Genomic DNA, 18,525 nt, shown 5'->3' with positions numbered 1-18,525 from the left:
GAGAAGAATCTTTATAAATTGGAGTTAAATAATGAAACATTGGATTGTTATAGGAATGTTGTTTCTTGGTGTATCCATCGGTGTGGCACATGATCAGGATCAATTGTATATTGATGAAGTGCTGGCCAAACTGAAAAGTGAGAATTACACGAATGCCCTCCAAATGCTTAATAAAAAAATTCAAAACGAAGAATGGCAGCTTCAGTATATGCATGAGCTTCGTGGGGAGAGTTATTTTGGCTTGGAGAGTTATAAAGAAGCACGAGATGAGTATATAAGGGCCCTCCCTCAATCGAACGAAGGTCGTGTCGAACGTAAACTTGGCCAAACTTATGATAAACTAGGTGAGTTCCACACCGCAGTCGAATATTATGATAAATGCATTGAAATGGCGCCCGACGAGGGGTTTCAAGAATATCTTGCACGCTATCATAAGGCTCGGGCACTCGCTTCTCTTGGAAAATACACAGAAGCCCGAATGGAACTAAAGAAAATCAACAATAATACAATATCTGAAGGTTTCATAAAGGATGTGCGGGAGATGATGGATTTTTGCTTAGAGCAAGAAAAGAAGGCAACTGGACAGGCCACTGATAATGGAGGTAGCTCTGAATCATCCGAATCAGGGGTCAGTCCTTGAATATTAACATTTTCTGCTTCAGCGTCCATAACTCACCCTTGGTTGCACTCTCCATTAATTTAATGTTTCTCGAAACACTGCTCGGATGCCCCATCGTTAACAAATCTGATATCCAACTATTTTTAACGCATGTATTTCGGCGGATTAACCAAGCAATTGCCATTTTGTTTTTGGCCCCTTTTGAATGTTAATATTCAAGGACTGGCACCTTTCCACGAGCTGAATATTCGGGAGTTGAGTGGAGCCTAAGCTCCGCTCCGCGAAACTCCCGGATTTCAGGTCGGGGGCCGCAAAAAAAAAAGAGAGACCTCCGTTGTAAGATGAAGATGGTGACACTGAGGTCACCGTTTTCATAATTGATACATACGGAGGTCTCAAAACCATGAAGAACAAAAGCATATTCTCCCGGCAGAATCAAACTATCCTCAAGCTCTTTGAGCAGGCAGGCCATCCCCGGAAAGTGCTCTGCGTTGTACTTGATTACGCGAAGATTACGCATACGGCGCTTTGCTGCAACGGAACCGGCAAGGTGGTTAAGAATCCGTTCCCCGTGAAGAACAATCCGGCCGGACTGGTGCTTTTGCTCGAGACCGTAGACAAGCTTTGCCGGAAGCATCAGATCAACAAGGAACACGTCTTCTTCGGAGGAGAGGATTGCGGAACATTCGCCCTGAATATGATTTACAGTCTAAGAGACCGTGGGTTCCTTGTGGTCGGCGTAAATGCGGCGGATGCGGCGAAGCAACGGGAGAACCATCAGGCCAGTACGGATAAACTCGATCTGCTCGGCATTGCAAATATGCTGATCAATAAGCGGGGAACGCTGGCGGGCGGCAGCATCGGAGTGCAAAGGGCTATGCGAAAAAAGGGGTCAGTCCCGTAATCTAGTAAATTTGGTTGACGATTAGAGCAGAAAACGGCATAAAACCACTATGCCCAGAAAGCCGAGAGTCGAGTTTGAAGGTGCGATCTATCACATCATGAGCCGGGGGAATCGCGGCGATGCGATTTTTCTGGATGATAAGGATTGCGAGACGTTTCTGGATACGCTGGATGAGGCATGCACAAAGACCGGCTGGTTGGTGCATGCCTTTGTTTTGATGGGCAATCATTATCATCTGCTGCTTGAGACGCCGGAGGCGAATCTGGTGGTGGGCATGAAGTGGCTGCAGGGGACGTATACGCAGCGTTTTAACAGTCGGCATAAGCTTTGGGGGCATTTGCTGCAGGGGCGGTACAAGGCGCTGTTGGTGGATGGTTCGGGGGGCGACTATTTTTCGGCGGTGAGCAGCTACATCCATCTGAATCCGGCACGGGCGAAGTGTTTTGATCTGCTGGAGGGTAAGCTGTCGGATTTTCGCTGGAGCAGTTATCCGTTGTATTTGAAGCCTGCAAAGCGTCCGGTTTGGCTGCGGGTGGATCGTACGCTGGGTTGTTTGGGCGTGCAGGACGATACGCGCGGTCGGCGGCGTTTTGCGGACTATATGCGGAAGCGGGTGGGGGAGGTTGCGGGGAGCGCTCAGCCGATGGAGGCTGATGGATCGTGGGCGGGCATACGGCGCGGCTGGTGCCTGGGTTCGGAGCGGTTCCGAGAACAGATGCTGGAGCGGCTCGAAACGCTGTCGGGGAAGCGGGAATCGTTTTCGGGCGAAGAAGTTGGGTTGCATGACGAGGGCGAGGCTGAGCATCTTCTGAAGGCTGGGGTGGCGGTTTTGGGAATGGCAGAGCCGGAACTGGTTGCGTTGCGCAAGGGTGCGGATGAAAAGGCCTTGATTGCTTGGCTGTTGAGGAAGCATTGTGCGGTTTCCAATGCTTGGATTGCTGGACGGTTGGATATGGGACGGGCGGATTGTTTGTCGCGCTATCCGAAGCGGATAGAGCAAACGGAGGATCGGGAACTGATTAATAAACGGGAACAGCTGCGTAAAATTACTAGATTACGGGACTGACCCCTAAGGGTGATTCAATGAAGAAGATTATATGGATTGTTATGGGCGTGGTGTTTTTTGTTGGGCATAAAAAAGAGCTGGAGAGCGTACCGTCCTCCAGTTTGGCCACTGGGATGAACCTGTCGGGGAAGCGGTATTTAATGATTTAGTCAAGGTCGAGGATGTGGTGGACATGCTGCCGGTGCCGGAACAGTCCGCCACAGCTACCAATGTGGTGTCGGATGCGGTGATGACTCTCATCGATCTGGATTCGGCGTATAAAACCCGTCTGGAAGCTATGCGCAAGCTGGGATACGACGTCTCCCCCAGGATGTGACGGCCTTGATGAAATTCCTGAATGCGCCGATGCCGGACGATTCAAAGCTGGGTTCCCGGTCATTCAACTCGATTCGCAATGATGCCCTTGAGATTTTGCTCCGTCAGAAAAAAATGCATGAGGGCATGGGCGAACTGTTAATCAGCGTCTACAACGATCCCAGCCATGACGACATGTGGCGCAACTATTGCGTCCAGTTTATGGAGCCGTTCTATGAAAAGCAGTTTGAAGAGCTAAGTTTGAAGTCTGAGGTTGCGAGTGGAGGAATGCTGTCCTCTGCGTCCTCAGGCAACGGGGACGTTGCCCCTCCAGAACTCCAAGCGATTCAGGATGCCCTTTGGGATGCATTGGGCGAACGCGACAATTCCAACGCCGGTACGGCGCTGCTGGCTCTGGACAAACTCTCCCGAAACCATGCTGAATTCAGCAAGGACGACATCAATGCCGCCATGTTCAATCTTGCTCAGGATAACGATGCCACTTTGGCTAACCGCGTTACAGCACTGCGTCTATGCGGGGAACGGAATAATATCCAGGCTCTAGAAACCGTCCGCGATCTCTCCCGCAATGGCGACACCACCATGCTCCGCTGCGCGGCCATCGCCACCCTTGGCGAAATTGGAACCGAAGAAGACCTCGTCTTGCTCAAGGCGTTTGCTGCTTCGAGAGACAAACGCATTCGGCGCATCGCCGAAAGCGCCCTGAAAAAACAGGATCCAGAGTAGCGCCTTTTTAGCGTGAAAAGATCTCGGGGCGCAAACGCTGGTGATCGTCGAAGGCGATAGGCAGGCTGAGCAGTATGTTGACCATGGCGGCGATCACCATGGCCGTAAAGATGCAGATCATGATGCCGATCTGGTATTTGATGGCCGCCATCGGCATGGCCCCGCCTAGAATTTGGCCGGTCATCATGCCGGGCAGCGAGACGATTCCCATGGTGGCCATAGTGGCGATGGAGGGGTTGACGGCGGCTTTGATGGCGTCGCGCAGATACGGTCGCGTGGCCTCGCGCAGGGTGGCGCCGAGCATGAGGTAGGTCATGAATTCCTGCTCGTTTTTCCGGATGCCGCTGAAGAAGCGTTCCAGGCAAAGCACATTGCTGCGTAGGCAGTTTCCAAGAATCATTCCAATGATTGGAACCATGTAGCGCGCATCATAGAATGGCTCCGGGCGGATGGCCACAAGGATGAACCAGCCGCCGACCAGCAAGGTGCTGCCCGCCACTCCGGCGAGCGACCGCCAGAAAAACAGTCCGCGTTTCAGTCCCGCCTTGTTCAGTATGCTGAGGTTCGCCACCACCAGCATAACGGCCACCCAAAGCAGGCTGATGAAGCTGTTGTTGAGCTGGAAAATATATTTCAAGTAGAGACCGACAAGGATGAGCTGCACCGTCATGCGCACCATGGCAAGCAGCGTATCGCGTATGAGCCCGAGCTGGAGATAGAAGAAGACCGCCAGCGGCAACAGCATCAGCGCATACATTGAAACCATGGCCGAAATCGAGAGGTCAGCCGTCATGCGTTCTCCTCCGTAAGTTGGTGGTTTACAATGCCAACCACCCGGTTGCATTGGCCAATCCAGTCGGGGTCGTGCGAGACCGAGAGCAGGGTGATTTCCGGGCGGAATAGCTCTTCCATGACCGCCGCCTTGCTTGCGGGGTCGAGGGCGGAAGTAACCTCGTCGGCCAGAAAGACGGTTTTATTCAGTAAAAGGGCTCTGGCAATGGCGATGCGCTGCTTTTCGCCACCGGAAATATGTTTGCAGGGCTTCTCCAAAATAGCCGCGGAAAGATGCAAACGCTCCAGCAACGGCAGGATTTGTTCGTCCGTCGGTGCGTTTCCACGATGCGCTTTAAACGTGAACGGAAGCTGCAAAGCCTCGCGAACGCTTTCCGCGCCGAGCACGGGCTCCTGCCCGACGAATGCGATGCGGGCGCGGATCTCGGCCACGGTTGCGGCAGAGAGTTCGAGCCCGTCAAGGCGCACCGAACCGCCCGCAAGCGGGAGCGCTCCGAGGGCGCACTTGAGCAGCGAGCTTTTCCCGCAACCCGACGTCCCGCGCACCACCACCTTTTCGCCTTTGGCAATACACAGGTTCGCACCATCCAGCAGTGTCTGCCGATGCACCTTCAGTGTAATGTTTTTAAATTCAATCATGAGAAATTAGGCAAAATAATTTTGTGGCAGAATAATTATTCCTATGCATGTGAGAAGCAATCATTCTGCCACCAAATTATTCTGCCTATAAACCGATGGCGATGATGATAGGCAGCGTGACGGCGGAGAGCAAGGTGCTCAGCGCAACAATCCGGCCGGCGAGCGGGCCGTCGTTGCCCATCACCTCAGCCATCACATACGACATGCCGGCGGCGGGGCAGGCGAGATAGAACACGGCAATCATTTTTTCCGTTGTCCCGAGGTCGAACAGTCCCGCAATCAGGAACCCGATCGCGGGGGTGACAGCTACCTTGATGAGCGAAGCAATCAGTGTGGGCGATGCCGTTCCTCGAAGTTTTTCGAACTCAAGCGAGGCCCCGGTGCTCAGCAGTATGAGCGAGAGCGCGGAACTGCCAAGGGCGTCGATCGGGCGGTAAAGGAACAAGGGCAGAGCAGTGCCCGTCAGGTTGAGGGCAAGGCCGATGACGCAGGCGAGGATCAGCGGGTTTTTAATCAACTCGGTGAAGAAAGCCAGCACCGATGCGCCGGTGCCGCTCTTGTGCTTGCTGTAGTGCGTGAGGACCGAGACGCCGAGAATGTTGAACAACACCACAACCGGAGCAAGGATGACGGTGCCGAGCATTTCGGCCCGCGGGTCGAGCGAGCCGAGGGAATAGACAATCACGGGCAATCCCACGAATGCGCCGTTGCCCCGGAAGGAACCTTGAATAAACGAACCGGTGGACGGCCCCGGCAGTTTGAGAAAACGCGCCACGACCCAGGCAAAGGCCAAGCTTAGCAGTGTGCCAACGCTGAACAGCAATACAATCTGCGAGATGGTATCGAACTCCAGCTTGGCCGTGCTGATGCTGCTGATGAGCAGCGAAGGCAGCGCGATCCAAAAGACAAACCGGTTCAGCCCCTTAAAAAAGGCCTCCGGCAAAAAGCCCATCGCTTTCAGCCCTTTTCCAAGGGCAATCAGCAAAAAAATCGGGGCGATGCTGTTGATGATAAACATGGCGCAGAGCGTAAATCAATCTGGAGTGCTGTGGCAACCAACTTGTCCGTCGCACCAGGTGGCGCTAAAGCGGGCAGACCGGTCGAGGTGGAATTATTTGATCTCTGTGTAAGATTTCATTCCGGCATGCGTATCCTGTTGTAAGTGCGCGAGATAAAACGCTTATTTCATGGAAGTGTATTTGCTTAAGCGGTACGTTCTCGAACGTGCGTTTCGCAGTAAGGCAACAAGGGGGCTTGTTTGATGATGCTATGCAGGCAATGGCTGGGACTTTTTTTTATCGTTGTGTGCGCCGCCCAGGCGGAGTTCCACATTTGGACGGGGCAAGGCGGCAACGTGGTCGAGGCCGAGTTTGTGTCAGTTGCGGGTGACCGCGTGCTGTCGCTCAAGCGTGATGGCAAGACCGTCAAGGTTCCAAAGTCGAAGCTGTCCGAAGACGACCATCGCTATGTTGAACTCGCCGTTTCCCCGGAATTCGACCTGAAGGTGAAGGTCGATAATAAGACCGGGGAGTTCTTGCCACGGGGAGGCACGGAAGTTATCGAGTGCAAAGTCGCGATCAACAAAAGCTCGGACGCCCCATATCCGGCCCCGCTCGATGTCCATCTGTTTTGCATTGGCGACAACGTAATTTCGGATCAACTACAAATTCTTGATCACAGGAAAAAGACGCTCTGGCGGTTGGGAAAAGGAAGCTTCTCCTGCGAACTGAAAAGCAAATCAATGCACTGCTTTAAGAGCTGTACTGGGCCAATGCAGCGTGTTCCGCTCCATGAGCGCTACGCCCCCGTTATCTTTGACGGTTGCATTTTGTTGATAACCGATGCCAACGGCAAGGCCATTGCCGTGAAGGAAAGCTACCGCGGTCTTCGTAAAAAAGTCGAGGCCGTGCACGGGGCGCTAATATAGGAAAAATTACAACGGTCAAAAACGTTTGGATTGGAGTGCGGAGATCTGTCTCCGCTTTAAGAAGAGGCATTAAAAGAAAACAGGGTGGTTGAAATGAAAATATGCAAGGGGTTGTTGGGATTCGTATTGGGGTTGGGTATTCAGGCAGTGGCTGCAGAGAGTTATGGCCCAATCACGGAATGGGCGGTTGCTTCCGGTGGCAATGGCCATTTTTATCAGGCGGTTGCCGTAACGAATGGCATTACATGGCCGGCGGCGCAGGCGGATGCCGTGGCGAGAGGGGGATATCTGGCAACCACTACCACGGAAGAAGAAAATGAGTTTGTCTTTACACAGGTTGATGACGCCCAGTACTGGCACCAACTTCCTGACCCTAACAATTGTGGCCCTTGGCTCGGTGGTTTTCGTTATGAAGTTGATGGCGATTTCTTTTGGGTGACTGGTGAAGATTTTTCTTATACCGCTTGGTTTGCTGGCACTGGGGAGCCAACTGGGGGCTATTGGTTGGGTCAGCCTGAGAATTATTTGCAGTATTCTTCCGCTAAAGACACAAGAGCTCCCACTTGGAATGATATGATTAACGATGCTCCTGCAGAATACGCAGTCTATGGATATATTATCGAATACCAGATCCATGGTTCCGCAACCGGTGAGTTATTTGTGGCCATTGGTGAAGTTGCCAATGTCTTGGTTGGATACCCGTTGGAGTTAACGGGACAGCTCGATGGCGTTGCAACAATGCTGGTGTGGGAGTTCGCTGATGGATCGTCTGCCACGAACAACCAATTCCCTTCTCATGCATGGAGTGCGCCGGGCGACTATGACGTGGTGCTGACGGCATACAACGGAACCCATGCGGGCGGGGTTGTCGCAACCCAAACGGTCCATGTGATCAATGGCTATTCGGTAACGTTTGATTTGGGAGAATATGGAGCCCGCACTGGCGGTGGCGAACTGATGCAGGCGGTGGAGGTGGGGCAAGGCGCGGCAGCTCCTGCGGTGCTACCGAATGAAGGTTGGCTATTCCAGGGCTGGGATGCGGATTTCAACAATGTTTCCAGCAACACGGCGGTGCAGGCAGTTTATGAATCATATTCAGGTGCTAGTGGAACGGTTGTTTCTTGGGCCGGAAACGAGCACCGTTATCAGGCAATGGTTGCTTCTGACGGAATAACTTGGACGGAAGCGCAGGCCGATGCCATGGCTCGTGGAGGGTATCTGGCAACGGCTGTTTCCGAGTCGGAAAACAACTTCATTTACAGTCTGATTCAATCGGTCAATTATTGGCAGGATTCGGCATGGGGTGCAATTTACGGCCCCTGGATTGGCGGATGGCAACCTGATGGAAGTCCTGAGCCTGGGGGGAATTGGCAGTGGGTTTCCGGAGAACCTTGGGGGTATGAAAAATGGGCATTTGATCAGCCTAACAACAGCGAGGGAGACGAAAGCTGCTTACACTATTGGAAGAACTCCCCTGATTGGAACGATAAGAACTCGGATTATGACGCACGTGGCTATGTAGTCGAATACGATGGTTCTCTTGTTACCTTCGATCTGGGGAGCAATGGCGTTCGCACCGGCGGTGGCCACTTGGTACAGGGGGTGGATGAAGGGCAGTCCGCCGTTGCACCTGCCGTGCTGCCGAATGAAGGATGGTTGTTTGCTGGCTGGGATGCTGACTTCAGTAACGTCACTACCGACTTGGTAGTCAATGCGGTTTACGAGACCTATTCTGGTGCGGATGGCACTACGGTGACATGGAGTGGAAATGACCATCGCTACCAAGTGGTTTCCGCTCCGGATGGTATCACATGGACAGATGCGCAAGCCGATGCTGTGGCACGAGGGGGCTATTTGGCAACAGCCACCTTCGAAGCGGAAAACAATTTTATATATAGCATGGTTCAAGGCACAAACTACTGGAGAGGGGGCAATGGACCATGGCTGGGCGGGTTCCAGCCGTCAGGAAGTTTGGAGCCAAATGGTGGTTGGCAGTGGATTTCCATGGAATCATGGGGGTTTGTGAACTGGAATGCGAACGAACCGAATAATGGTGGAGGGACTGAAGACCGTATCCAGTTGTGGCAGAAATCAACTGTTTGGAACGACAAGTCAGCGAACCAGAATACCTTTGGGTATGTGATTGAATACCAAATCCACGACGGCGCAATCGGCAACGTTGAGGTGGCTATTGGAGGCGATACCAACGTTGTGACTGGATACCCTTTGGATTTGACGGGAATGATCGACGGCGTCGCGACGATGTTGATATGGAATTTTGATGATGGCACATATGTAACAAACAATCATTTTCTGTCGCATGTCTGGAACGTGCAGGGCGATTACGATGTGGTGCTGACGGCATTCAATGGAACCTATCCGGGCGGGGTTTCCGCCACGCAAACAATCCATGTTCTGACGCTGGAGGAATCGACCATATATGTTTCGCCTTCCGGCAACGAGTCCAACGACGGCTCCAGCTGGGCGACCGCCAAGGCGACGATCCAGGCGGGGGTTGATGCGCAGATGTTTGAATATGGGGTGGTGCTCGTAAGCAACGGCACCTATGCCGTGACGAATGAGATTGTGGTGAATAAAGACATCACGGTTCAAAGCGTCAATGGCTCCGATGCAACCATGGTGGATGGAGGCGGGAGCAACCGCTGTTTCAATCTTGGGTCCAGCTCATGCACGATCAGCGGCTTCACCATCACAAACGGCTATGCGACGGTGGATGGCGGTGGGATTTCGTGCGACGACACCACGCCGGCAATCACAAATTGTAGTATTGTCGGTTGCACGGCTGGCGACGAAGGTGGCGGGGTGAACAAGGGAACCATGTACGACTGCACCGTAAGCCATAACGTGGCTTTCAATCATGGCGGCGGCCTGAACAACGGGATTGCCTTTGATTGCACGTTTTCCTCTAACACGGCTTCGAACAATGGGGGGGGTGTTGAATGGTCGGATATTTCTTATTGCCTGATAGAAAATAACATAGCAGGCAATATTGGAGGGGGGGTGAAGAATGGAACTGCGACGAACTGCATTATTCGCGGTAACCATGCCCAAAACCATTCTGGTGGCGTCAACGGCGGAATAGTCATCAATTCCGAAATATGTTTTAACTCCAGTGCCAGATATGGCGGCGGAGCCAATAGTGCGCAGCTGTATGGCTGTAGCATCCACCACAACACGGCGGTGAACAATGGTGGCGGAACGGATGCTTGCTCATTGTACAACTGTACGGTTACAGCAAATGAAGCTGGGGGGAATGGCGGCGGGGTTTGGCTGAACAACAATACAAACTACGTAGTCAGGAACACGGTTGTTTTCGGCAACCGTTCATCGAACAGCAGTTCCATGGATTATGGCGTTACTTCCGGCAATACGCATCCAATGCCAATCGCCCATTCCTGTTCTCCCGACTTGGTTCACGGAGTGGATGGAAACGTCACCAACAATCCAGGCTTGGTTTCGCTTGCCCATCTATTGCCTACTTCTTCCTGTCGTGGTATCGGTGATTCTACATACGCAAGTGGAACCGATATCGATGGCGAAGCGTGGCTGAATCCACCATCGATGGGATGCGACGAATACCACGGTGCTGGTTCCGTGACTGGCTCTCTGGTTGTGGCCATTGGCGGTGACTTCTTTGTTGTGGCAGGCTACCCGTCGGCACGGTATGCCGATATTCAGGGAGCCGTTCTCATGCATACATGGGATTTTGGCGACGGTGCGATGGAACCCAACAATCCTCTTCCGGTGCACGCATGGGATTCCCCGGGCACCTACGAAGTGGTTTTGACGGCTTATAACGAAACCTATCCGGGCGGGATATCCGCAACCCAGTCCGTGCAGGTATTGACGCTGGAGGAAGCGACTGTATATGTGTCGCCAGTGGGAAATGACTCTAACGATGGTGCAAGTTGGGTGTCCGCCAAGGCAACTATCCAGGAGGGGGTCGATACTTGTTTGCCGGGAGGCTGGGTTCAAGTGACGAATGGTACATATACAGCCAGCCCCGAGATCGCGGTCGGTAAATCCATCTTGATTCAGGGTGTTGACGGTCCAAGTGCAACCATTATCGACGGGGGAGGATCGAACCGATGTTTTTATCTGGGATTGAGTGACTGCACCATTAGCGGGTTCACTATTACCAACGGAAACACGGGAGGCAATGGGGGTGGAGTCTATGCCTCATCATTGAGTGCAATTCTTACGAACTGCGTGATAATAGCGAATACGTCTGCCAACAATGGTGGTGGCGTTCAAAAGGGTACTCTTTATGACTGTAGGGTTGCCGATAATATTTCTTCGAACCAGGGAGGAGGAACATATTTTTCCGATGTGTTTAATTCTGTTGTTGAGGGTAATACTGCTGGATCGGTAGGGGGCGGTATTCATAACGGACAGGCTTTCAATTGCCTTGTTGTGAAGAACAAGGCCGTAACTGACGGAGGAGGATGCAGTAGTTGTATGGCGATAAACTGTACCATCGTGGGCAATGAAGCGGGCGGCGTTGGTGGGGGCACTTCGAAGGGTGGCACCCGTGTAGACCGCAACTGCATTGTCTGGCACAACTCTGCACCAACCAATGCCAACGTCCATACCGTTTGGGATGTGATCAACAACTGTGCTCCTGATGTGCCTCATGGGATTGCGGGAAGCATCACCAACAATCCAATGTTCGTAGATCCTCTCGCAGGGGACTACCGGTTGATGTCGAGCTCGCCCTGCATCAACTGGGGCAACAATGCGTTTGCAACCAACTCGGTGGATCTGGATGGAAATCCGCGCATCGTTGAAGAGTATATCGATATGGGTTGCTATGAATACCAAGGCAGCGTTGGGCTGGGCGGTGACCAGAATGACAACGGCTATGACGACTCGTGGGAGCGTGAGTTCTTTGACGGCATGGTGGAAGAAGACGGAGATGCCGACGGCGATGGGCAGTCGAACCGCGATGAATATATCGCGGGCATGGATCCGACCAACGGAGCCTCGGTTTTTGCCGCAAAGCTGGCGCCAACATCGACAGGTGCGGGTGCGCCCGCTCCGTTGAGCGTAGGTTATATGGCGATGGCGGCGGCGGAGGAATCCGAGGGATTGATTATATCGTGGCAGTCGGTGTCGGGGCGTGTGTACAACGTGCTTTGGACGCCGTCGCTGATGGAGCCTTTTCAGCCTCTGGAAATTGGCATCCAGCATCCGCAAAACAGCTATACCGACTCGGTGCATTATGCCGAGTCGTCCGGCTACTACCGCGTGGTCGTTATGCTCGCATCGTACGATGCCGACGGCGACGGGCTGCCGAACGACTGGGAAAGCCAGTACGTCGTGGCGGATGCGTTTGCAGACGGCGACCATGATGGCTACGACAATATGTCCGAATTCATTGCCGGAACCGATCCAACCAATGAAACCTCGTTCTTCACGGCGGGTAATTCGGTGGCCGAAGTAAACAGCACCAACTGCTTCGTGGTGGAATGGATCTCCATCCCCGACCGCCTCTACAGCATCCAGTGGAGCACCAACCTCATGACCGGTTTCCAGACCTTGGAAACCGGAATCGGGCATCCGCAAAACAGCTATACCGATACGGTGCATGCGGCGGAGGATGGCGGGTTTTACAAGGTGGATGTGAAATTAAAATAAGTCGATTTGGAGAGGTTCGATGAGCAGAGGTGTTGGGAGGATGAAATGGATCTTAGGTTTGGTTTTGCTGCTGGGTGCTGTTGCCCCTGCGGAATTCCGCGTGTGGGAAGGCTCTAATGGGAGCGTGGTGGAGGCGGAGCTGGTTTCGGTCAAAGGGGGGCGGGCCGAGCTTCGCAAGCGCGATGGGAAGTCGGTCAAGGTTCCGGTCTCCAAGTTGAGCGCCAAGGATCAAAAATACATTAAGCTGTCCGTGCCTCCGCAGTTCAAGTTCGCGCTGGAAATCCAAGAGGATTCCGAGGGCTCGTTCGAAGCGTTCGAGGCTCGGGGCGGGTCGGGAACCAAGTCGGTGATTCTTGAGCGGACCGATGCCAAGTGCCACGCGGCAATCAAGAAAACCAGCACCGATGCCTTTGGCGGGAAAATAGGCTTTTGGATGCTTCTTTTCGGAAACGATCCCCGCAGTGATACACTCGTATTTTTTAATGAAAAGCATTTGGAGATCGACGGGTTTAAGGCCGGCCACCAAGAACTTGCCTTGGAAACACCGCCCGCTCGCATTGCCGACGGTCAGGTGCCGGAAGGCGTTGTTCCCGTCGAAGGTGAGTCGATACTCGAGTGTGCTGGGGGACTGTTGGTGGCCTACAACGCCCAAGGCCGGATCATCGATTGCAAGGAAACCAAAACGGGGCTCAGGGAACGGGTGGAAGCCCGCTTCGGTTCGCTCGAGGAAAAGGTTCCGCTCAATGCATCGGCGTTGAAGGTGGAACGGTGGGGCGTTCTGAATCAGGAAGGAACTATTGCCAGAGGGGAATTTGGCGAGGTGAAGTACTATGCTTTTGCTCCTCAGATTTTTGGGCACTATCCATGCTCGCCGCTATTGATGGGCGACTTTTCGGTGACATGCAAAGTCGAGGTTCTGGCGGGCGAGCGCATCTGCCCGCGATTGATTCCTCCGAATCATGAGGAGGATCATCGTGACTACTATATCTATGTTGGGCAAGGCGGCGTGCATGAGGTGGAGGTGTCGCGCAATGGCGATGACGTCCGTTTCTTAGTGGACGGCGAGCATGTAATGCATGAAGAATTTCAAGGACTGAGGCTCGATACTGATAAAGCCTGCTTGTTTTCAATGGGGGGCATGAATACCGCATGCAAGGTTTGGGACATCAAGATGGGGAAAGTGCACGCAGATTGAATGCTCTGGCTCCTTTTGGCCTTTCGACGGGATGCCTGTTGACTTGGTGGGGGTGAATTCGTATGGTTTCCTGCCAATTTTTAGGAGAAAACCATGAGCGAAGAACTATCAGGAAACGAATACCGCCAGCAGCGCATCGAAAACATGAACAAGCTCGAAGAGGTCGGGTTTCCAGCCTTTGGAAAAGCGTTCGAGCGCACCGCGCGACTCGATGAACTGCACGCCTCCTTTGAAGAGGGGAAGGTGGTCAAGGCCTGCGGACGCATCGTAGCGATCCGTAAGATGGGCAAGATGGCATTCGCCCATATTTCGGACGGTTCGGAGAAATTCCAACTTATGGTAAAGAAGGATATTCTCGGTGACGAAACGTTTGATGCATTCAAGCTGCTCGACCTCGGCGACATTATCGGCGTTGAAGGCGAACTGTTCATCACCCGCACCGAAGAACAGACCGTCCGCGTTGGCAGCTGGTGCCTGCTCTCCAAGGCGCTGCTGACGCTTCCCGAAAAATTTCACGGCCTCCAAGATGTGGAAACCCGCTACCGTCAGCGCTCGCTTGACCTGATCTCCAACCCGGAAGTGATGGATATCTTCAAGAAGCGCACGCAGGTGATGCGTGAAATCCGCAGCTTCCTCGACAACCGCGACTACAACGAAGTCGAGACCCCGATGCTCCAGCAGATCGCCGGCGGCGCGGCGGCCAAGCCGTTCAAGGCGCACTACAACGCGCTCAACGTCGACGTTTTTATGCGCATCGCGCCCGAGCTTTATCTCAAGCGTCTCATTGTCGGCGGGATGGACCGCGTCTACGAAATGAACCGCAACTTCCGCAACGAAGGGCTCGACCGCACGCACAACCCGGAGTTCACCTGCCTCGAAATCTACGAGGCCTACGGCGATATGCGCACCATGCAGGAGCTGATCCAGAGCCTGTTCACGCATCTGGCTGAAACCATTTTCAAGAAAATGGAATTCGAGTGGATGGGCAACACCATCAACATGCAGACCCCTTGGCGCGAAGTGCCGTACCACGATCTCGTAAAGGAGCATCTCGGCGCCGACTGGTTTGAAAAGACCCTCGACGAAGCCAAGGCCAAGGCCACCGAACTCGAAGTCCACATCGAAGAGGGCGCCGACTTTAAGCAGGTCACCCACGAAATCTACGACAAGACGATCGAAGGCACGCTCATTCAGCCCACCTTCATCACGCGTCTTCCCGCAGAACTCGTTCCGCTCGCCAATCCTTGCGCCGACGATCCCGATTTGGTGGACGTATTTGAGCTGATTATTGGCGGCAAGGAAATCGCGCCGGCCTACAGCGAGCTCAACGACCCGATCGAGCAGCGCAAGCGTTTTGAAGAGCAGGCTGCGGGCGACGGATCGAAGATCGACGAGGATTTCCTCGCCGCGCTTGAATACGGCATGCCTCCGACCGGCGGAATGGGCATCGGCATCGACCGTCTGCTCATGCTGCTCACCGGCTCCGACGCGATCCGCGACGTGATCCTCTTCCCGCAGCTCAAGCCCCGCAGCTAGAGCTTCGTGGCGCCGGATTCCTATCCGGTGTCTCGAACGCAAAGAACACCGGATTGCAGGGGGCTCTTTTTGGTACTCCGTCTAGATAAGCCGGCGTACCAGAAAAGGCCTTGCCATCCCTGCGCCCTTAAGTAGGGTGGCGACTTTCCTGCGCAATCGGCTACGGCGGATTGGAAGGGATCTGTAAAAAATATTCTGAAGGTTTCGTATAACGGAACAGAGGAGACCCCATGGAAAAGCGTCTAGGCTTTGTCGGCCTGATCATTGAAGACCGCGAACATAACGCGGCAAATGTCAATATGTTGCTGTCCGAATTCGGCGACATCATTCTTTCGCGCACCGGCGTTCCGTGCCCTGAGCGCAACTGCTCGGCCATCACCCTCGTCATCGACGCCTCCACCGACCAGCTCGGCTCCCTGACCGGCCGGCTCGGCCGCATTGCCGGCGTCTCCGTTAAATCCATGCTCAGTAAAATGCAGCATGCTTGACCCGCATCAAGGAACCTTTGCCTCCTTCTACGTAATCTGCGCGCTCTCATGAATACACGAACTGAAAAAGATTTTTTAGGTGAAAAGCAAATCCCGGCCGACGCACCGTGGGGCATCCACACGGCGCGGGCGCTAGAAAACTTTCCAATCCCTGGAAGTCCCGTCCCCGTTTTGTTGGTTTCCGCGCTGGCCCAAGTAAAGAAAGCCTGCGCCCTCGCCAACAAGGAGCTGGGCCTGCTGTCCTCGGAAAAGGCCGATGCCATCATTTCCGCCTGCGAAGCATTTCAAGTTTCAGGTTTCAAGTTTCGGCTTTCAGCTCTTCAGGGCGGCGCAGGAACTTCCACCAACATGATGCTCAACGAGTTGATTGCCAATAAAGCGGGCAACGGAATCCACGCCATCGAAGACGTCAATTTGCATCAGTCGACCAACGATGTATATCCGACCGCCGTCAAGGTGGCGGCCATTTATGGCCTGCGCGAACTGGCCGAAAAGGTGGAAGCGCTTCAGGGCGCTTTCCAGCGGTTGGAAAACAGATTCGCGCATATTCCAACGATTGGAAAAACCGAGCTGGTGGACGCTGTTCCGCTGACCCTCGGCGCCGAGTTCGGCGCATTCGCCGAAGCGTTTGCTCGCGACCGCTGGCGCACCTTTAAATGCGAAGAGCGCCTGCGCGTCGTCAATCTGGGCGGCACGGCCGTCGGCACCGGGCTGACCGCGCCGCGCAGCTATATTTTCCTCGTCACCGACAAGCTGCGGGAAGTGACCGGCCTCGGCCTGAGCCGGGGCGAAAACCTCGTCGACCAAACCGCCAACGCCGACGCCTTTGTAGAGGTCTCCGGCATCATGAAGGCGTGCGCCTCCAACCTGCTAAAAATTTGCAACGACCTGCGGCTGCTGCACATGATCAAGAAAATCAAGCTGCCCGCCGTGCAGGCTGGCTCGTCGATCATGCCGGGCAAGGTGAATCCGGTCATCCTCGAAAGCGTCATGCAGATTGGCATCAAAGTGCAGGCCAACGACTTTATCGTCACCGAATGCGCCTCGCGCGGCTCGTTGCAGATCAACGAGTTCATGCCGTTGCTCGCATCCGCATTGCTGGAGTCGATGGAGCTGCTCGGCGCGGCGTCTGAAATGCTGGCCAAGCATGCCGAGGGCATCACGGCCGACGAAGGCGAGTGCGAACGGCAGTTTAATTCATCGGTTGAAATCGTAACCGCCTTTCTTCCGGTAATCGGTTACGACCGTGCAACGGAGTTGGTTGAAAAGTTCAAACAGGCCAACCGAACTGACTTTAAGACCTATTTAATTGAAGAGCTCGGAGAAGAAAGCGTTTTAAAAATCCTTTCTCCGCAAAACCTGATGGCTATGGGGCACAGGGAAACCTGAAACCTGAACAAAACGCAGTACGAAATACGCAATACGAAAAATGAAAACAGCACCAAAGAGTTTAAGACTACACATCGCGTTGTTCGGAAGAACCAACGTGGGGAAATCTAGTTTCCTGAACCTCGTGACGGGGCAGGATGTCTCGATTGTTTCGTCGCAGCCGGGCACTACGACCGACGTCGTGGAAAAGCCGATGGAGCTGCTGCCGATCGGGCCAGTGGTCTTCCTCGATACGGCCGGCATTGACGACACAACGGCGCTGGGCGAAAAACGAGTGAACCGGACCGAGAAAGTTTTCGACCGCGCCGATGTGATCTTGTTGCTGCACGAAGGCGATCAGGTCACCGAGTTTGAAAAGTCGGTGGAAGCGAAAGCAGAAGAAAAGAAGATCCCGGTCATTAAAATTGCCAACAAAGCGGATGTCTTGCCGGTTGGGGCGACATGCATGTCGCCCATACGTTGCAACAGCACAGACCTCGCTTCGCGCGACAAGGTGCTGGCCGCGCTCAAGGCCGAGCTCCTGCGGGTTTGCCCCGACGAGTTCATCACGCCGCCGCCACTCATGAGCGATCTGGTGAAGCCGGGCGGGCTGGCGATGCTGGTGGTTCCGATTGATCTTCAGGCGCCGAAAGGGCGTTTGATCCTTCCACAGGTTTCGACGATCCGCGATGCGCTCGACAACGATGCGGCAACGCTCGTTTGCAAGGAGCGCGAATATGCCCACATGCTTTCGATCTTGAAGCAAAAGCCGGATGTGGCGATCTGCGATTCGCAGATGGTGCTCAAGATGGTGGCCGACACACCGCCGGATATTCCGTGTACGACCTTCTCGATCCTGTTTGCCCGCATCAAAGGCGATTTGCGCAAGTTTGCCATGGGTGCGGCGGCGATCGATCTGCTGGAGCCGGGCGACAAGGTGCTGATTGCCGAGTCGTGCAGCCATCATGCGTTGGAGGATGATATTGGCCGCGTGAAGATTCCGCGTTGGCTTCGGCAGTATGTCGGCGTCGATATGCAGATCGATGTTTATTCCGGGCGCGACTTTCCAGACAACCTTTCTGAATACAAGCTGGCGGTGCAGTGCGGTGGTTGCATGCAGAACCGTCGCGAAGTGCTTTCGAGAATTGAAAAATGCGAAGCGGCCGGCGTGCCGATTACGAACTATGGAATGTGCATTGCCCAAACGCAGGGCGTATTGAAAAGAGTTTTGTCGCCGTTTCCAGCCGCGCTGGATGCTTATGAGAATGCGTGATGAGCGAGCCGTGAAGCGT

At 54.0% G+C, this 18,525-nt stretch carries 16 protein-coding genes; 13 read left to right on the top strand and 3 right to left on the bottom strand.

Annotation, left to right across the window (positions count from 1 at the left end; translation table 11 throughout):
* Positions 1-31: 31 nt before the first annotated feature.
* From SCARR_RS26490 to SCARR_RS26475, 6 genes are all read left to right on the top strand, one after another.
* Complete coding sequence (locus tag SCARR_RS26490) at positions 32-640, top strand: tetratricopeptide repeat protein (protein ID WP_136065499.1); 609 nt, start codon at positions 32-34, stop codon at positions 638-640.
* A gap of 382 nt (positions 641-1,022) precedes the next feature.
* Positions 1,023-1,523 carry an IS110 family transposase gene (locus tag SCARR_RS26485; RefSeq protein WP_136065497.1) on the top strand — a complete coding sequence of 167 codons (501 nt, stop codon included), beginning with the start codon at positions 1,023-1,025 and terminating at the stop codon, positions 1,521-1,523.
* A gap of 49 nt (positions 1,524-1,572) precedes the next feature.
* The gene (locus tag SCARR_RS26480) at positions 1,573-2,589 is read left to right on the top strand and encodes a transposase (RefSeq protein WP_136065495.1); all 1,017 of its coding nucleotides are present in this window, start codon (positions 1,573-1,575) and stop codon (positions 2,587-2,589) included.
* A 17-nt stretch (positions 2,590-2,606) separates the two neighbouring features.
* A complete protein-coding gene (locus SCARR_RS29180) occupies positions 2,607-2,738 on the top strand; it encodes a hypothetical protein (RefSeq protein ID WP_281281245.1) in 132 nt (43 codons plus the stop codon).
* Positions 2,739-2,770: 32 nt separating this feature from the next.
* Complete coding sequence (locus tag SCARR_RS29175; protein WP_281281244.1) at positions 2,771-2,905, top strand: hypothetical protein; 135 nt, start codon at positions 2,771-2,773, stop codon at positions 2,903-2,905.
* Between the two features lie 8 nt (positions 2,906-2,913).
* The gene (locus SCARR_RS26475; RefSeq protein ID WP_136065493.1) at positions 2,914-3,630 is read left to right on the top strand and encodes a HEAT repeat domain-containing protein; all 717 of its coding nucleotides are present in this window, start codon (positions 2,914-2,916) and stop codon (positions 3,628-3,630) included.
* Positions 3,631-3,637: 7 nt separating this feature from the next.
* Here the strand turns inward: SCARR_RS26475 and SCARR_RS26470 are convergent, their stop codons facing one another.
* The 3 genes from SCARR_RS26470 to SCARR_RS26460 form a co-directional block, all read right to left on the bottom strand.
* Positions 3,638-4,423 (bottom strand): ABC transporter permease, encoded by a 786-nt coding sequence (locus tag SCARR_RS26470; RefSeq protein ID WP_136065491.1) that lies wholly within the window; start codon positions 4,421-4,423, stop codon positions 3,638-3,640.
* Complete coding sequence (locus SCARR_RS26465; RefSeq protein ID WP_136065489.1) at positions 4,420-5,061, bottom strand: ABC transporter ATP-binding protein; 642 nt, start codon at positions 5,059-5,061, stop codon at positions 4,420-4,422. The genes SCARR_RS26470 and SCARR_RS26465 overlap by 4 nt, the downstream gene beginning before the upstream one ends.
* 85 nt (positions 5,062-5,146) lie before the next feature.
* Positions 5,147-6,079, bottom strand: coding sequence for an AEC family transporter (locus tag SCARR_RS26460; RefSeq protein ID WP_136065487.1), 933 nt, complete (start codon positions 6,077-6,079; stop codon positions 5,147-5,149).
* Between the two features lie 243 nt (positions 6,080-6,322).
* On the opposite strand from SCARR_RS26460, the gene SCARR_RS26455 reads away from it, so the two are divergent.
* From SCARR_RS26455 to hydF, 7 genes are all read left to right on the top strand, one after another.
* Complete coding sequence (locus tag SCARR_RS26455; RefSeq protein WP_136065485.1) at positions 6,323-6,988, top strand: SHD1 domain-containing protein; 666 nt, start codon at positions 6,323-6,325, stop codon at positions 6,986-6,988.
* Positions 6,989-7,081: 93 nt separating this feature from the next.
* Complete coding sequence (locus SCARR_RS26450) at positions 7,082-12,646, top strand: PKD domain-containing protein (protein WP_136065483.1); 5,565 nt, start codon at positions 7,082-7,084, stop codon at positions 12,644-12,646.
* 40 nt (positions 12,647-12,686) lie between these two features.
* Positions 12,687-13,841: an SHD1 domain-containing protein gene (locus SCARR_RS26445; RefSeq protein ID WP_168433643.1), complete on the top strand. Its 1,155-nt coding sequence runs from the start codon at positions 12,687-12,689 to the stop codon at positions 13,839-13,841.
* Between the two features lie 93 nt (positions 13,842-13,934).
* Positions 13,935-15,377 carry a lysine--tRNA ligase gene (lysS, locus tag SCARR_RS26440; RefSeq protein ID WP_136065479.1) on the top strand — a complete coding sequence of 481 codons (1,443 nt, stop codon included), beginning with the start codon at positions 13,935-13,937 and terminating at the stop codon, positions 15,375-15,377.
* A gap of 230 nt (positions 15,378-15,607) precedes the next feature.
* Positions 15,608-15,865, top strand: a complete 258-nt coding sequence (locus SCARR_RS26435; protein ID WP_136065477.1) for a TM1266 family iron-only hydrogenase system putative regulator — start codon at positions 15,608-15,610, stop codon at positions 15,863-15,865.
* A 48-nt stretch (positions 15,866-15,913) separates the two neighbouring features.
* Positions 15,914-17,254 carry an aspartate ammonia-lyase gene (locus SCARR_RS26430; RefSeq protein ID WP_136065475.1) on the top strand — a complete coding sequence of 447 codons (1,341 nt, stop codon included), beginning with the start codon at positions 15,914-15,916 and terminating at the stop codon, positions 17,252-17,254.
* Positions 17,255-17,294: 40 nt separating this feature from the next.
* Positions 17,295-18,506, top strand: coding sequence for a [FeFe] hydrogenase H-cluster maturation GTPase HydF (hydF, locus tag SCARR_RS26425; protein ID WP_136065473.1), 1,212 nt, complete (start codon positions 17,295-17,297; stop codon positions 18,504-18,506).
* Positions 18,507-18,525 lie beyond the last annotated feature (19 nt).

The organism is Pontiella sulfatireligans (assembly GCF_900890705.1).
GTDB lineage: Bacteria > Verrucomicrobiota > Kiritimatiellia > Kiritimatiellales > Pontiellaceae > Pontiella > Pontiella sulfatireligans.
The sequence above is the reverse complement of the archived record's forward strand: the minus strand, read 5'-3'. Positions and strand labels throughout refer to the sequence as shown.

Excerpts from the sequence above, each read along its gene's own strand:
- SCARR_RS26450 (WP_136065483.1), top strand. The coding sequence starts at position 7,082 with ATGAAAATATGCAAGGGGTTGTTGGGATTCGTATTGGGGTTGGGTATT.
- SCARR_RS26490 (WP_136065499.1), top strand. The coding sequence starts at position 32 with ATGAAACATTGGATTGTTATAGGAATGTTGTTTCTTGGTGTATCCATC.
- lysS (WP_136065479.1), top strand. The coding sequence starts at position 13,935 with ATGAGCGAAGAACTATCAGGAAACGAATACCGCCAGCAGCGCATCGAA.
- hydF (WP_136065473.1), top strand. The coding sequence starts at position 17,295 with ATGAAAACAGCACCAAAGAGTTTAAGACTACACATCGCGTTGTTCGGA.
- SCARR_RS26430 (WP_136065475.1), top strand. The coding sequence starts at position 15,914 with ATGAATACACGAACTGAAAAAGATTTTTTAGGTGAAAAGCAAATCCCG.
- SCARR_RS26445 (WP_168433643.1), top strand. The coding sequence starts at position 12,687 with ATGAAATGGATCTTAGGTTTGGTTTTGCTGCTGGGTGCTGTTGCCCCT.
- SCARR_RS26435 (WP_136065477.1), top strand. The coding sequence starts at position 15,608 with ATGGAAAAGCGTCTAGGCTTTGTCGGCCTGATCATTGAAGACCGCGAA.
- SCARR_RS29180 (WP_281281245.1), top strand. The coding sequence starts at position 2,607 with ATGAAGAAGATTATATGGATTGTTATGGGCGTGGTGTTTTTTGTTGGG.
- SCARR_RS26460 (WP_136065487.1), bottom strand. The coding sequence starts at position 6,079 with ATGTTTATCATCAACAGCATCGCCCCGATTTTTTTGCTGATTGCCCTT.
- SCARR_RS26475 (WP_136065493.1), top strand. The coding sequence starts at position 2,914 with ATGAAATTCCTGAATGCGCCGATGCCGGACGATTCAAAGCTGGGTTCC.
- SCARR_RS26480 (WP_136065495.1), top strand. The coding sequence starts at position 1,573 with ATGCCCAGAAAGCCGAGAGTCGAGTTTGAAGGTGCGATCTATCACATC.
- SCARR_RS26470 (WP_136065491.1), bottom strand. The coding sequence starts at position 4,423 with ATGACGGCTGACCTCTCGATTTCGGCCATGGTTTCAATGTATGCGCTG.
- SCARR_RS26465 (WP_136065489.1), bottom strand. The coding sequence starts at position 5,061 with ATGATTGAATTTAAAAACATTACACTGAAGGTGCATCGGCAGACACTG.
- SCARR_RS26455 (WP_136065485.1), top strand. The coding sequence starts at position 6,323 with ATGATGCTATGCAGGCAATGGCTGGGACTTTTTTTTATCGTTGTGTGC.
- SCARR_RS26485 (WP_136065497.1), top strand. The coding sequence starts at position 1,023 with ATGAAGAACAAAAGCATATTCTCCCGGCAGAATCAAACTATCCTCAAG.